Below are 14,760 nucleotides of genomic sequence, written 5' to 3'. Positions count from 1 at the left end.
AAACACCGTTTAGTCAAATACCGTCCGGCACTCGGACGGCCTCTCGTTTCTTTCATATACCCAGCTTCTGACGCCACTTCTCAAGCAAACTCAACGGCTCACGCAGCCGCAGCGGTGGCTCCAATGCCTCCACTATTTTTTCCCCAATACGCGCAAAACCAAACTGTTCCAGCGCAAGACTTTCGCCGTTACGAGCGATACTGTGCGCCAGTTCTGGATCGGCACGCAGCCTTGAAAGTTTTTCCTGGAGGTGCGGGATATCCCGATATAGCACAACGTTATGCATATCTTGCAAGCCCAGCGCACGTGCTTCCTCAGCACCCTGATCGAACGCCAACAGCACGCAGCCGCAAGCCATGGCCTCGAAATTCTTGATCATGAATTCGCCCATGCCTACATCGGCGCTGACGAAAAAGCGGACACGGTTCAAGGTGTCACAGTACTCTTCGCCGGACTGGGTGCGGGTCACAACCAGAGGTTCAACACGCGCCAGTTCGTCCAACAGCTGCTTGCGAGCGCTATAGGCAGCGCTTTTGACGCTTCCGACGAAGGCCAACTCGATATCCCGCTCACGGCCCTGATTCTGCAATAACGATCGATCGTAGCCCTTGGGCACGAAAACCGCATCGAAACCTTCACCACGCAAACGTTCGGCAACCATGAAGCCGGAACTGATCACCCGCGCCCAAGGCAGCCGACGGTAATGCGCACTGAACTTGCCCGTGTATTTGCAGGGAATGTAATTCTGATAGGCGTCGTGCTCGAGGATCACCAGGTTGGGGATCGTGCGGATGAAGCCGGCCTGACGAATTTCCTGCTTGAAGCGCAGGAAAAATACGATCCGATCATAACGTGATACGTCTACATGGCGGCGGAAGTACCCCCGCAGGTTGCGTTGTTCCTTGCTGTCGAGCCAGCGCAAGTCGCATTCGCAATGAGCGGCCACGCCTTCGTAGAGTCGGTCCAGGATGGCCCGCTGTTCTTTCTGCACCAAAAACAGAACTTTCATCGTTTTCCTTGCGGCACTGAACGACTTGATAAACACCCCGAAGCCGAACCGGTGCGCCCAGTCAGCATGGTCATCGGACCGCAGTAGCGCTCACTAATAACGTTCCCGGGTGGAAACCCTTCGCGTCGATTTCCCAGGCAGGCGATGCCGCCAATTGTTGTAGCCATGCAGGGTCTGGCATGGGCAAGGCCGGCCACTCATTGTGCTTCCAGGTTATGAAATGAAAGTACGGAAACGTACGATCTCCATCCCGGTCATTGGTCAGGCGGCCGTTGCGCCAGTACCAGCGCTGGGGGAAGTTCTTCGTACCGTCATGCCACTTTATACAGCCGCCCGGCGTGCTGAACGCTTCGGTGAATTCGCTGCGTCGACGCCACGGATTGAATTTACCCACCAGGGTAAACAGAGGTCGGGGAAAATTCTTTCGCCACAAGAAAATACGGCTGAACGCCCCTTCGTCCAGCGCATGATGCTGATCATCGGCGAAGCGTTCTTTCCAGTTCTTGATCAGCTTGAAGACTTCACGTGTGCGTGCGGTGTTGCGCATCAAGCACAAGTGACCAGCAACACGTCGCTCATGAGTTGAGAAGAGATCATGAGCGGCCAGGCGTTCAGCTGTGAAGTACTCACGAAGATTGCCGTACAACAAGTCGATGTCGCCATAAGCCCAAAAATCATAACCTTCGAGACGGTCGACATGAATATAGCCAAGGGCAGGTTTGATATCACACAGCTTGTAGGCCTGTGCTGGCCTGAAGTCGATGCCCAGTCGCTGGGAAACCAACCGGCAATAGGCCTCGAAGGTAATGGTTTCGACGGTCACATTGGGCGGCAGATTTTCCGGCACACCACAATCACTGAACAACAACCAATCAATATCAGCGTTACGTCGACAGGTTTCCAGAAACAACGGCATCCAGAACGGCCAGCGTCCAAAATAGGGAATGACAAAAAGAATACGCGGGCAAGGATTGATCACAATAAACTCACATTCACTAACGAGAAGGACATAAGACCCCCTTTAGGTGCTGTTGTGCTCGGCAGATAATAACAGCCGGGAACGCGCGTGACGCCTGAGTGCCGGGCGAAAAAAACAGCCTCTCGCACCCGCCTCGAAATCGGGTAGATATCAGTTCCTCGGTGCCAACTCAAGGACTTGAGGCAAACGCCAAAATGCCTTGCGCACAGCGTAATCCGAAAAACGTTCATGCAAGCGCTCAAGCATCAGTTCGGCACACTGGCGACGTTGCAGATCATCCATCGCCGCCAGGTGTTGTAGCCCTTGGGCCATATGTTCGGCGTCGCCGAGCGGAAACAGTATACCGACTCCCTCTACCACTTCCTCCGCGCCGCCGCACGCTGTAGCCAGCAACGGAACGCCCGCAGCCATGGCCTCGAGCAACACCATGCCGAACGGCTCATGATCCGAGCTCAGGACAAAGGCATCAAAGGCGCGAAAATAACGGCGCGCGTCAGGCACCTGACCTAGAAACAACACACGATCGGCGACGCCCAGCTCCAGGGAGAGCTCCTTGAGGTTACGTTCCAGCCGCCCCTTCCCCAGGATCGCCAACTGGCTATTGGCCGGCAAGTAGGGCAGCGCGGCGGCAAAACCTCGAAGCAGCGTTGCCTGATCCTTGTCCGGATGCAGGCGGCCAACATTACCAACAATCCAGGCGTTTACTTCGAGTCCGAGGGTGTTCCGCGCTTCGTCCCTGGGGACCTGGTGGGCTTGCAAAGCATCGGGATCAATGCGGTTGTAGAGGGTCTGGATTCGACTGGCCGGCCATTTTGGCAAGCAATGGCGGATGTCGTCACGCACCGCGTCGGAGACCGCGAGCAAGCCCAGACGCTTGCGAAAGACATGGGCGAACAGCCGGCGCGTACGCCGCTGGTAATCACCAAAGGCATGGTGCACGCCTATTACCGGCAAGCGAGTACCGAGCAGAGCGATGTAGACCGGCTTGAAACGATGGGCGATACAAAAACTGAAGTTGCGCGAGGCGACGATCTTGCGCAGATCGGCAATGGCACCCAACTTCAAGCTTCTGATTTCGCTGGAGCTGTACTCCATGAACAGCACCTCGTCCGAGGCGCAACCGGCGGCGACTTCAGCATCGGCCATGCCAGTCAGGAATACCGTGGTCACACGATACCCGGTGCCCACGAACAGACTGGCGTATTGACGGGCGCAGTCCAGGAACGGCCCATCATAGCCGTGGCAGAACTGCAGCACATGTCGCTCAGCCGAGCGTGTCATAAGCATCTACGCCGTCTTTGACCACCAGAATATCTTCCATGATCAGGTACTGCAGGTCGGAGCCAAAGAACATGTTCAGCGCGTCGGTCGGCGAGCAGATCATCGGTTCGCCACGACGGTTGAGCGAAGTGTTCAGCGACACGCCGTTGCCGGTCAGGACTTCCAGGGCCTTCATCATGTCGTAGTAGCGCGGGTTGTATTCGCGCTTGAGCACCTGGGCCCGGGACGTGCCGTCTTCATGGACAACTTCCGGCACGCGGGTTTTCCACTCTTCGGCCACTTCGAAGGTGAAGGTCATGAACGGCGCCGGGTGGTCGACCTTGATCATCTGCGGCGCAACGGTGTCGAGCATCGATGGGCAGAAAGGCCTCCAGCGCTCGCGGAACTTGATCTGCTCGTTGATCCGATCGGCCACGCCGCTGGCGCTTGGGCAACCGATGATCGAACGACCGCCCAAGGCGCGCGGGCCAAACTCCATGCGCCCCTGGAACCAGGCCACCGGGTTGCCGTCGACCATGATCTTGGCGATGCGCTCGGGGGTGTTGTCGATCTTGCGCCACACAGGCTTGCTCGGATGACGGGCGCACGCAGCGATCACGTCTTCGTTGCTGTAGGCCGGGCCGAGGTAGACGTGTTCCATCTTCTCTACCGGCACGCCACGGGCGTGGGACACATAAGCCGCCGCACCTACCGCAGTACCGGCGTCACCGGAAGCCGGTTGCACGAACAGCTCCTTGACGTCGTCGCGGGCGATGATCTTCTGGTTAAGCTTGACGTTCAACGCGCAGCCACCGGCGAACGCCAGCTTGCCGGTTTCCTTGAGCACGTCGCCCAGGTAGTGGTCGATCATTTGCAGCGCAAGCTTCTCGAACAGCGCCTGCATACTCGCCGCGTAGTGGATGTAAGGCTCGTCGGCGATGTCGCCTTCGCGTTTCGGGCCGAGCCATTCGATCAGCTTCGGCGAGAAGTAGAAGCCCTTGCCCTTCTCTTTATAGCGGCGCAGGCCGATCACGTTGGCGTAGTCGGTGTTGATCACCAGTTCGCCGTTTTCGAACGAGGCCAGGCGCGAGAAATCGTACTTGGTGGCATCGCCATAGGGCGCCATGCCCATGACCTTGAACTCACCGTCGAGCATTTCAAAACCGAGGAACTCGGTGATCGCACCGTACAGCCCCCCCAGGGAGTCCGGGTCGAAGAATTCCTTGATCTTGTGGATCTTGCCGTTTTCGCCGTAGCCGAAGAAGGTCGTGGCGTATTCACCCTTGCCGTCGATGCCCAGGATCGCGGTTTTTTCCTGGAAGCCCGAGCAGTGATAGGCGCTGGAGGCGTGGGCCAGGTGGTGCTCGACCGGCTCGATCTTGATCTTTTTCGGATCGAAGCCCAGTTGTTCCAGGCACCAGACGATCTTGCGGCGATAGCGCTTGTAACGACGATTGCCCATCAGGATCGCGTCAAGGGCGCGGTCCGGGGCGTACCAGTAACGCTTGGCGTAGTGCCAGCGCGCCTCGCCGAACAGGCTGATCGGAGCGAAGGGGATCGCCACCACATCGACGTCGGAAGGCTTGATGCCGGCCTGCTCCAGGCAGAACTTCGCCGACTCGTAGGGCATGCGGTTCTTTGCATGTTTATCGCGTACGAAGCGCTCTTCCTCGGCCGCCGCGATCAGCTTGCCGTCAATGTACAACGCAGCGGAAGGATCATGGCTAAGGGCGCCGGACAGGCCAAGAATCGTCAATGCCACAGGGTCTAGCCTCTTAATGTCTGCATACGGGCGACAAGCGCCGCGGAAAATGGATGTGCCGCGCGCCAAGGGGGCGGGGCAGCTAAAGGGCGGGATTATAACTTAAAAGCGCTGGCAAGCCTCGTAGGAGCTGCCGAAGGCTGCGATCTTTTGATGTTGATCCTTCCCTTGACCCTCAAGTGGTCAAACAAAGATCGCAGTCTTCGGCAGCGCCTGCACAGGAGACGTACCGAAGCAGCTATCGGGCATCATTCAAAAACTTTTGGGCAACCGCTGATCAATCACCCGATACAGCGCACTGTCCTGCGGCCAATTGCGCATGAACCGCGCCCGATCCCGGGCGTAGGCCGGGGCGAAGCAGGCGTGGGTGCGGTGTTGGCACATGGAATCCAGGTCGATCAGCACCCAGCGGTCGTTCTGCCAGAGCAGGTTGTGGCCCTTGAAGTCGCCGTGGCTAATGCGCTCTCGTATCAGGTCGACGAACAGCCGGTCCAGCGCCAGCAATTCAGCCTCAGGAGCGTCGCCATTTTCCACGTAAGGGGCGAAGCGCTCGATGACGTCGGGACCCGACAGATGCTCGGTTACCAGGTAAGCGCCGAGGCGCAACCACAGAAAACGCTTTTCAAACAACGCCAGCGGCTTGGGGGTGGCGATGCCGAGGAACGCCAGGCGATGCCCCTCGCGCCAGGCATGCCAGGCACGACTCGGGCGCCAGAAGCGCTTGAGCCAGTGGGCGAAGCTTTTTATGTTATAGCGCTTGATCAGCAGGGTGCGCCCGCACACTTCGACTTTACCTACACTCGCCGACCCACCGTCCTTGTACAGATGGCCCTGGGCAAGCAAGGCATCGGCCTGCTCCAGCACGGGCGCCATGGCCGCCTCTTCATCACGGCGGATCGCCTGCAGGCCGAACGGCCCGCGCTTCACGCTGAACAAGCTGCACTCGCGCCCGACCTTTTCCAGAAAGTCCTTCAGACGCCAGGCCTGTACTTTGTCGATCTGTTTTTGCAACGCTTCCATGGGCAGTGCGTGCTCGGCGTTACCCAGCAGGTAATGCACCAACAACTCTTCATTGAACGGCTTGAGGGATTTGGGCAATTGGGCGAAAAACACACCAAGGTTTTCGAGCACTTTGTGCCGCGACAGTGGTTGACCCGGCGTTTCGGCGCGGATGCCGGCACCGTCGATCAAATAGAGCTTGCCGTCATGGCGCAACAGATTGTCCAGGTGCAGGTCTTCCTGCCACAGGCCTTTGCCATGCAGTTGCGCGATGGCCCCCAAGGCTTCGGCCAATACCGCCGTTTGGTCATCGGCCAGCAATGGCAAGTGCTCGACCTGCTTCCAGGCGTCCCCCAGGCTCTCGGCGTCTTCCAGCAGCTCGAACAGCAGCCAGCCGCCTTCGCCTTCCTTCAGGCCATCGGCCAGCAGCAGCGGCGTCGTCAGCCCCTGCTCCGCCAGCAGGCGAACGCCTTGCAGCTCTCGCTGGAAATGCCGGGGCGCCTTACTGCCCACCAGCAGCTTGGCCAGCACCGGCCGGCCACGCCAGACGCCGGCACCGACGTAGCGCTGCCCTGGCAATACCCTCAACAGTGAAAGCAATTGCAGTTGCGCCGGACCCGCCGCGTCCGCCAACGCCAGACTCAGCGGCAGGCTCGGGCTGCGTCCGGCGTTTTTCAGTTCGGACAAATTCATCAGCGGACCTCCTTATGGCTGCGTTGAGCGCCTGGGCGAGTCATCCATGGGTGCTCCGGCAGTGGCCGGCGTTCAGCGACCGAGAAACAAGTCATTCCCGCCCCTCGAAAAACCTCACCACGTGACGGATGCGTTTTTTGTCGCCCGCATCGAGCCGGTCGCGCTGGCAATATTGCAGGTAAAAGCGCAGACGCTGAGTGGCCGACAAATGATACTTGGCCACTTTATCGAGGCATGCCAAATCCTTGGTGATGCGGTACTTGAGCCAGAAGCCATGCCAGAAATCGCCATTGGGACAGTCGATCAGGAACAGCCGTGACTGGTCGTCGATCAGCAGGTTGCGCCACTTTAGATCGTTATGGGTGAAACGATGATCGTGCATGGTTCGGGTGTGGGCCGCCAGCTGACGGCTCACACCATCGACCCAGGCACGATCCGCCAGCCTTGGATCATGACGGTCGGCCAAGACCGAGAGATCCTCGGTATTAGGCAGCTCTCGCGTGATCATCGCACCACGGGCGTAGACTGCTCCGTGACGCTCCAGCCCCCAGGCGACAATTTCGGCCGTGGGAATGCCCCACTTGGCGAAGCGTTTGAGGTTCTGCCATTCGGACTTGACCCGTGGCTTGCCCAAGTAACGCCGCAAGCCCTTGCCGGCCCCGGTGTAGCGCTTGACGTAATAATTCACGCCGTCGCGCTGTACCCGGATCACCTCCGACAGCGGGTCGCGAGTCAGGCGCTCCCCCTGGAGAGCAAACACCGCATCGAGGCTGCCAAAATCTTTTGTCAGCCCAGCGTAGGAAGGTTCCAGTACCCAACCCGACATCAGAGCGCGCCCCCGTAGCGCAGTTTGCGTGCATATAGCCTGTTGGCCTTGCCTTCGAGCCAGGTCAGCAGTGAAGCCTCTTCGACCAGCGTCCGGCGCAGCGGCTGCTGGAAATAGCCCTTGAGAAAACGCAACTTGTCGCGGCGAGTCAGACCAATGTCCATTATCGAAAAATACAGTGCAGCCAAGTCTTTGTTACGCCAGCGATTGGGGATGGTTTCGCGGACCTGCGCACGGTGCAAGTCAATCACCGAAAGCTTGAAATCTTCAGCCGTCACCGGCTTATCGGTGTGCAGCAGGAAGTGGCAGATGTAGCAGTCACGATGATTGACTCCGGCGCGGTGCATCATGCCGGTCATGCGCGCCACTTCGGCGATCAGCGCCCGCTTGAGCTTGGGCTCTGGAGGCTGCTTGACCCAGTCCATGCTGAAATCTTCGAGACTGACGGTCGGCGCCAGTTCTTCGGTGACGATGAACGAATGCTGATCGGCCGGATTGCTGCCTTTCTCGCCATACGCAACGGCGGTCATGGTCGGCACCCCGACTTCCTGCAAACGCTGGATTGCCTTCCACTCCTGACCCGCGCCCAGTACCGGCAGCTTGGCGGTCAGCAGGTTCTTGAAGATCTCGCCCCAACCAATGCCGCGGTGGATCTTCACGAAAAAACCGCGACCGTCCACCTCCGTGCGCAAGGTGCGCCGGGCTTCCAGTTCACGATAGACCTCGCCCTTGAGCGCCTCGACTTCGGCGAACGCATCGCGCCCGGCCCAAAGGCTCTTGAACGGTTCGGCCAGCATCAACTTCATTGTGCTTGCTCCGCCAATATCACATCGGCCGCGTGCTGCGGCATGCTGTAGAGGTCGGCCGTCTCCGCGAAGGCCAGACCGTTGCGGCTCCAGGTCGCCCGGGCCTCGGCATCGTTCAACATGCGCACCAGGTACTCGGTGAGCTGTGCTTGTTCGAACGGCTCGTCCAGCACCAGGCCACTGTCGGCCTCGGCGATGTAATGGGCGTACCCACACACCGCGCTGACCAGCACCGGCAACCCGGCCACCAGCGCTTCGAGCAGTACCGTGCCGGTGTTCTCGTTGTATGCCGGATGGATCAACAGGTCGGCACCCAGCAGGAAGCGCGGGATGTCGCTGCGGCCCTTGAGGAACCGCACATTGTCACCGAGCCCCAGTGCGGCGCTCTGTAGTTGGAATACCTTGGGGTCGTCCTGGCCGATTACAAACAGCCGGGTGCGTTTTCGCAATTCGGTTGGCAGCGCGGCCAGGGCCTTGAGGCTGCGATCCACGCCCTTGGTCTTGAACCCGGAACCGATCTGCACCAGCAGCAGGTCGTCCTCGGCCAGCTCGAATTCGGCCCGGAACGCCGCGCGGATCTCGTCGGCGTCGGCAGGCCGACGGCGGTCCTGGGCGATGCCCGGTGGCAGCAGGTGAAAGCGCTCCAGCGGCGTGCCGTAATGCTTGATGAACAGTGGCTGCTGGACTTCGGAGATCATCAGCACATCGGTCTTCGCGTCCTTGGCGAACACTGCCCGCTCGTACTCGGCGAAATGCCGGTAGCGGCCCCAGCGCCGGTACAGCGAATTGCGCAGGTTCTGCGCCTTGTCTTCGAAGCAGCCGTCGGCGGCGTAGTACACGTCCAGGCCGGGCATCTTGTTGAAGCCGATCAAACGGTCCACCGGGCGCTTGGCCAGGTCGGCCTCCATCCACGCACTGAGCTTCTCGTTGCGGCGATGGTTGAACAGCGCCTTGACCGGCGCTACCAACACTTCGAAGCCGGGCGGCACGTCACCTTCCCAGATCAGCGTGTAGACACGGATCTGGTGACCGCGTCGCTGGCACTCCAGGGCGATGCGCATGAAGTCACGCTGCAGGCCACCAAAGGGGAAGTACTTATAAAGGACAAAAGCCAATTGCATCAGCGCGGCTCCTCAGCCAATAACGTGCTCAGGTGGCTGGCAACACGCTCGGGGTTCAGACGCGTGAAGCACAGGGGCTGCTCGCGTTTCAGGTCAAACCGCCGGGCATCTTCGGCGGTCGGCGGGTAAGTGCAATGTTTCTGCATGCATGGCGCGCAAGGGAAATCACTGGCAAGGTGAATCTGGCCCTTGCCATAGGCGCCGGTCAGCACTGGATTAGTGGGGCCGAGCAGCGAAATGGTCGGCACGTCCAAGGCCGCGGCCAGGTGACCGAGACCGGTGTCCACCGCCACGCAGGCCTGGGCGCCGGCAAGCACCTTGCCCATCCCGCCGAGGTTCAGTTTCGGCAGCACCAAGGCGTTGCGCAGCCCGCTGGCGATGCGTTCGGCCCTGGCCTTCTCGGCGGGGTTGCCCCACGGCAATTTGACCACTACGCCGAACTGCCCCATGCGCTCGGTGAGCTGGCGCCAGTAAAGTTCGGGCCAGTGCTTGGACTCCCAGGTCGTGCCGTGCAGGAACACCACATAGGGATAGGGGCGTGGCAATTCCACCAATCGGTCGATGTCGAGACCATAGCTGCCCTGGGTCTGCGGCAAGTCATAACCCAGCGCCAGGGCAAATAGCTGCCGTACGCGCTCGACCGCATGCTGACCGCGAGCCACCGCCAGGCGCCGGGAATAAAAGCGCGCCGCCAGGGGCTCACGCGCCGAATTTTTATCCAGGCCGGCCACCGGGGCCTTGACGTAGCGGGTCAGCCAGGCGCTTTTCAGCAGGCCTTGGGCGTCGATGACCAGGTCGTACTTTTCAGCGCGCACGCCCTGCTTGAAGCGTCGCCATTCGCCACTCTTGATGGTTTGCCAGAGGTTCTTGCGCCAGCGACGGATCGCTACCGCAATGACCTTGCCCACAGCCGGGTGCCAGGTGGGAATTTCGGCGAAGCCTTCTTCCACCACCCAATCGAACTTGATGCCAGGAATCGCCCGCGCCGCGTCGGTCAGCGCCGGCAGGGTGTGGACAACATCCCCCAGCGAAGAGGTCTTGATCAGCAATACCCGCAAGTTACCGAACCTCCACGGGTGTGCCCTGCAGACGCTCAAGGGCCTCGTTCACCGACGACGGCATGAGCTGGCGCAGGCAATTGTAATGACCGAAGCGACAGGTGCGGTCGAAGCACGGACTGCATTCGATACCCAGGCGCACGACTTCGACCTTGTCGGCCAGCGGCGGCGTAAAGCCCGGCGAGGTGGAACCGTAGACCGCCACCAATGGGCGGTTCAGGGCCGCGGCCACGTGCATCAGGCCGGAGTCGTTGGAGACCACCGCATCGGCACAGGACAGCAGGTCGATGGCCTCGGCCAGGGAAGTGTCGCCACTGAGGTTCACCGACTCTTCCCGAAGCCCCGGGATCAACCGCGAGCGGATGTCTTCACCCACCGGGTGATCTTTTTTCGAGCCGAACAGCCAGACCTGCCAGCCTTCGCGAATCTTCGTCTCGGCAACCTGGGCGTAATGCTCCGCCGGCCAGCGCTTGGATTCGCCAAACTCGGCCCCCGGACACAGGGCCAGCACCGGACGGTCCAGGCTCAGGCCGAACTTGGTCAGCGCCGCTTCACGGGTCACCGGGTCGATCTGCAGGCTCGGTCGTGGATACGGCTTGGGCAACTCGGTCCCAGGCTCGTAGGCCAGGGCCATGAAGCGCTCGATCATCAACGGATAGCGGTCTTTGTCCAGGGCGCGCACGTCGTTGAGCAGGCCGTAGCGAAACTCGCCACGCCAACCGGTGCGTTTGGGGATGCCGGCGAAAAACGGCACCAGCGCCGACTTCAACGAATTGGGCAACAGGATCGCCTGGTCGTACTGACCGGCCAGGGATTTGCCGATGCGCCGACGGGTCGCCAGCTCCAGCGCGCCGTGGCCGAGCGGGAAGCTCAAGGCCTTGCGTACCTCGGGCATGCGCTCAAGGATCGGCCGACTCCACTCGGGGGCCAGGACGTCGATTTCGCACTGCGGATGACGCTGTTTCAGGCACTGGAACAGTGTCTGCGCCATCACCATGTCACCGACCCAACTGGGCCCAACGATCAGAATATTCATTTGCTTTCCAAAAACGATACGGGGAGGCCTACGCCTCCCCGCCTCGAGAATCACTGTGGCTTAGGTCGCTGCCTGTTGCCCTAATCTACAACACCCCACCCATCAACGGTGGGAGCGAGCTGTGTGGGAGCAAAGCTTGCTCGCGATCCAGGCGCTGCGGTCCTCAAGAGACCGCGGCGTTTTCATCGCGGGCAAGCCTTGCTCCCACACAGCTCGCTCCCACATTTAAATCTTCAGCTCAGGCCCAGCTCCCGCCAGATCCGCAGTACCTGCTGGCGCTCGTCCACGAACTGATCGCCTGCGATCACCCCGGCATCTTTCTGCAAGGCCTGGCGGTGAGCGGCGGAGCGGTAGGCCTTGTAGGCTTCGCGCAACAGCGTGGCGTCCTCGGCCGGCATCAGCCCGACCTCCTGCAACCCGTCCAGGATGCGGATGTTATCGGTGTAGCGCACCAGCGGCGGGTGCTCCTCGGACCACGCCAAGGCCGCGTATTGCACCATAAATTCAATATCGACGATACCTCCGGCATCCTGCTTGAGGTCGAAGGGCGCCGTGGCCTCGAAGGCATTCGGTGCGGTCCCGGCGGCGGTGGCCTTGCTGCCAAGGTTGTCGCGCATCTTGGCGCGCATCTCGCTGACTTCCTGGCGCAGCGTCGGCAAGTCCCGCTTGCGTCCCAGCACCTGGGCGCGGACTTTCTCGAACGCCTGCCCCACGTCCTGGCTACCCACCAGCACACGGGCCCGCACCAGCGCCTGATGCTCCCAGGTCCAGGCTTCATTCTCCTGGTAACGGGCAAACGCCCCGAGGGAGCTGACCAGCAACCCCGATGCCCCGGACGGGCGCAGGCGCATATCCACTTCGTACAACTGCCCGGAGTTGGTCTGGGCGGTCAGCAGGTGAATGATCCGCTGGCCGAGTCGGGTGAAGAACTGCGCGCCGTCGATGGGTTTCGGGCCGTCGGTTTCCGCCTGAGGATCACCATCGTGGATGAACACCAGGTCCAGGTCGGAACCATGTCCCAATTCCAGGCCGCCGACTTTCCCGTAACCGACAATAATGAAGCCCGGATCACACAGGCTGCCATCGGTGCGCAATGGCACGCCGTGCTTGGCGGTCGTCTGGCGCCAGGCCAGGGCCAGCACTTGTTCGAGAATCGCCTCGGCCAGCCAGGTCAGGTAATCGCTGACTTTCATCAGCGGCAGGCTGCCGGCGATTTCCGAAGCGGCCACCCGTAGGCGGTGCGCCAGCTTGAAATGCCGCAGCGCCTCCATTTGTTGTTCCAGGTCATCCTCGGGGATGCGCGTCAGGCGCTCACGCAACTCCGCCGCCAACTCCGGCGCCAAGGGCGGCTTGAACAGCCGGCCCTCGTTGAGCAATTCATCGAGCAGCAAGGGGAAACGGGTGATTTGCTCAGCAATCCACGGGCTCGCCGCGCACAACGTCAGCAAACGACGCAGGGCACCGGGGTTTTCCGTCAACAGCACCAGGTAGGCCGATCGGCGGGCCACGGCCTCGACCAAGGGCAGCACCCGCTCCAGCACCAGGTCTGGATCGGCATGCTCCACGGCCTGGGCCAGCAGGCGTGGAATGAAGGCATCCAGACGCTCGCGTCCCAGGCGCTGCATGGCGCGCAGTTGCGGGCTACCGCGCAGGGCGGCCAAGGCCTTGAGGGCTTTAGGCGCATCGACGAAGCCGCCCTCTTCCAACTGCCGACACGCCGCCTCTTCATCCTGGCTGTCTTCCCACAACGGCAACCATTCGCCGCCCACCACCACTTCGCTTTCGCCACCCTCTTCTTCATCCGGGTCGGCGATGACCTGGCCGAAATGCCAGGCCACACGCCCGCGCCAGTACATCAATCGTTCATGAAAGGCCGACCAGTCGGCAAAACCCAGCATGAACGCAATGCGCGCCTGATCCTGCGGACTATCCGGGAGCATCTGGGTCTGGCGGTCGGCGATGGCCTGGATCGCATGCTCGGTATAACGCAGGAACTCATAGCCCTGGCGCAGCTCATCGATCACCTTGCCCGGCAGGTACCCCTGGCCCTCCAGGGTGCCCAGCACTTTAAGCAGCGGGCGCTGCTGCAAGCTCAGGTCGCGACCGCCATGGATCAGCTGGAACGCCTGGGCAATGAACTCCACCTCGCGAATGCCGCCCGAGCCCAGCTTGATGTTGTCGGCCAGGCCCTTGCGCCGCACTTCCTGCTGGATCAGTTGCTTCATGGTGCGCAGCGCTTCGATGGCGGAAAAATCCAGGTAACGGCGATAGACGAACGGGCGCAGCATGTCGAGCAACTGCGCACCGGCCACTTGGTCACCCGCCACCACGCGCGCCTTGATCATGGCGTAGCGCTCCCAGTCGCGGCCCTGGTCCTGGTAATACTGCTCCAGGGCATTGAAGCTCAGCACCAGCGCACCGGCCGAGCCGTAAGGACGCAGGCGCATATCGACGCGGAACACGAAGCCGTCGACGGTCATCGGGTCCAGGGCCTTGATCAGGCGCTGGCCGACGCGGATGAAAAATTCCTGGTTATCCAGCGGTCGCTTGACGCCCACGGTTTCGCCGCCCTCGGGGTAGGCGAAGATCAGGTCGATGTCCGACGACAGGTTCAGCTCCACGGCACCCAGCTTGCCCATGCCCAGGATGACCATCTGCTGCGGCTCGCCGCTGCGTCGTCCGGTGGGTACGCCGAATTGCTGGCTGAGGCGCTGGTACAACCATTGATAGGCCTGGTCGATGCAGGTGTCGGCCATGTCCGAGAGGTCGCGGCAGGTCTGGACCAGGTCGGCCTGGCGGGTCAGGTCGCGCCAGATGATCCGTACCTGCTGGCGGGTGCGCTGGCGGCGCAGGACGCGGCCCAGTTCTTCTTCAGTCTCGGCGGCCTGCACGGCGGCACCGATCTGCGCGCACATTTCACCGGGCGCCAGGCTGCGGTCCAGTTCGCCGCTGCGCACCAGCTCCAGCAGCATCACCGGGTCACGGACGCTCTGTTCGATGACAAAGTCGCTGGCGGCGGCAATACGGTTGAACGCCTCCCAACGCTGCGGGGTCCAGGCCGACAGCCCGTGGTCGTCGTCGAACAAGGCGACCACCGCACGGAACGACTGCTCGGCACGACTGACCAATGACTGGAGAATGGCCGGTACCGTTTCCGGTATTGGGGCAAGCGAGGGCAGGCTCATGGTCTATCCTTGATCGGCGCGGGAGA

General features: G+C 61.2%; 11 protein-coding genes. All 11 read right to left on the bottom strand.

The annotated features are described in order from the left end of the window. Positions 1-52: 52 nt before the first annotated feature. Positions 53-1,009, bottom strand: a complete 957-nt coding sequence (locus B0E42_RS08545) for a glycosyltransferase (protein WP_018614102.1) — start codon at positions 1,007-1,009, stop codon at positions 53-55. Between the two features lie 70 nt (positions 1,010-1,079). After that, on the bottom strand, positions 1,080-1,988 hold the full coding sequence (locus tag B0E42_RS08540) for a DUF6625 family protein (protein ID WP_024617991.1): 909 nt from the start codon (positions 1,986-1,988) through the stop codon (positions 1,080-1,082). A 150-nt stretch (positions 1,989-2,138) separates the two neighbouring features. Next, positions 2,139-3,269 (bottom strand): glycosyltransferase, encoded by a 1,131-nt coding sequence (locus tag B0E42_RS08535; protein ID WP_018614098.1) that lies wholly within the window; start codon positions 3,267-3,269, stop codon positions 2,139-2,141. Continuing rightward, positions 3,253-5,010: a carbamoyltransferase gene (locus tag B0E42_RS08530; protein ID WP_018614096.1), complete on the bottom strand. Its 1,758-nt coding sequence runs from the start codon at positions 5,008-5,010 to the stop codon at positions 3,253-3,255. The genes B0E42_RS08535 and B0E42_RS08530 overlap by 17 nt, the downstream gene beginning before the upstream one ends. A gap of 252 nt (positions 5,011-5,262) precedes the next feature. Further along, the gene (locus B0E42_RS08525; RefSeq protein WP_077506223.1) at positions 5,263-6,702 is read right to left on the bottom strand and encodes a lipopolysaccharide kinase InaA family protein; all 1,440 of its coding nucleotides are present in this window, start codon (positions 6,700-6,702) and stop codon (positions 5,263-5,265) included. Positions 6,703-6,793: 91 nt separating this feature from the next. Continuing rightward, positions 6,794-7,528 carry a lipopolysaccharide kinase InaA family protein gene (locus tag B0E42_RS08520; RefSeq protein ID WP_018614092.1) on the bottom strand — a complete coding sequence of 245 codons (735 nt, stop codon included), beginning with the start codon at positions 7,526-7,528 and terminating at the stop codon, positions 6,794-6,796. Further along, complete coding sequence (gene rfaP, locus B0E42_RS08515) at positions 7,528-8,334, bottom strand: lipopolysaccharide core heptose(I) kinase RfaP (RefSeq protein ID WP_053177867.1); 807 nt, start codon at positions 8,332-8,334, stop codon at positions 7,528-7,530. The genes B0E42_RS08520 and rfaP overlap by 1 nt, the downstream gene beginning before the upstream one ends. Then, complete coding sequence (locus B0E42_RS08510; RefSeq protein WP_018614089.1) at positions 8,331-9,455, bottom strand: glycosyltransferase family 4 protein; 1,125 nt, start codon at positions 9,453-9,455, stop codon at positions 8,331-8,333. The genes rfaP and B0E42_RS08510 overlap by 4 nt, the downstream gene beginning before the upstream one ends. Next, a complete protein-coding gene (waaC, locus tag B0E42_RS08505; protein WP_018614087.1) occupies positions 9,455-10,513 on the bottom strand; it encodes a lipopolysaccharide heptosyltransferase I in 1,059 nt (352 codons plus the stop codon). The genes B0E42_RS08510 and waaC overlap by 1 nt, the downstream gene beginning before the upstream one ends. Before the next feature lies 1 nt (position 10,514). Continuing rightward, on the bottom strand, positions 10,515-11,549 hold the full coding sequence (gene waaF / locus B0E42_RS08500) for a lipopolysaccharide heptosyltransferase II (RefSeq protein WP_053177865.1): 1,035 nt from the start codon (positions 11,547-11,549) through the stop codon (positions 10,515-10,517). A 233-nt stretch (positions 11,550-11,782) separates the two neighbouring features. Beyond that, positions 11,783-14,734, bottom strand: a complete 2,952-nt coding sequence (gene glnE / locus B0E42_RS08495) for a bifunctional [glutamate--ammonia ligase]-adenylyl-L-tyrosine phosphorylase/[glutamate--ammonia-ligase] adenylyltransferase (protein WP_077506222.1) — start codon at positions 14,732-14,734, stop codon at positions 11,783-11,785. Positions 14,735-14,760 lie beyond the last annotated feature (26 nt).

Source organism: Pseudomonas sp. A25(2017), from assembly GCF_002001065.1.
In the GTDB taxonomy this organism is placed as follows: Bacteria; Pseudomonadota; Gammaproteobacteria; order Pseudomonadales; family Pseudomonadaceae; genus Aquipseudomonas; species Aquipseudomonas kilonensis.
This window is presented reverse-complemented; position numbering and strand designations above follow the sequence as displayed.

Coding starts and splice junctions, on each gene's coding strand:
- B0E42_RS08545 (WP_018614102.1), bottom strand. CDS start 1,009: ATGAAAGTTCTGTTTTTGGTGCAGAAAGAACAGCGGGCCATCCTGGAC.
- B0E42_RS08535 (WP_018614098.1), bottom strand. CDS start 3,269: ATGACACGCTCGGCTGAGCGACATGTGCTGCAGTTCTGCCACGGCTAT.
- B0E42_RS08525 (WP_077506223.1), bottom strand. CDS start 6,702: ATGAATTTGTCCGAACTGAAAAACGCCGGACGCAGCCCGAGCCTGCCG.
- B0E42_RS08520 (WP_018614092.1), bottom strand. CDS start 7,528: ATGTCGGGTTGGGTACTGGAACCTTCCTACGCTGGGCTGACAAAAGAT.
- rfaP (WP_053177867.1), bottom strand. CDS start 8,334: ATGAAGTTGATGCTGGCCGAACCGTTCAAGAGCCTTTGGGCCGGGCGC.
- B0E42_RS08510 (WP_018614089.1), bottom strand. CDS start 9,455: ATGCAATTGGCTTTTGTCCTTTATAAGTACTTCCCCTTTGGTGGCCTG.
- waaF (WP_053177865.1), bottom strand. CDS start 11,549: ATGAATATTCTGATCGTTGGGCCCAGTTGGGTCGGTGACATGGTGATG.
- glnE (WP_077506222.1), bottom strand. CDS start 14,734: ATGAGCCTGCCCTCGCTTGCCCCAATACCGGAAACGGTACCGGCCATT.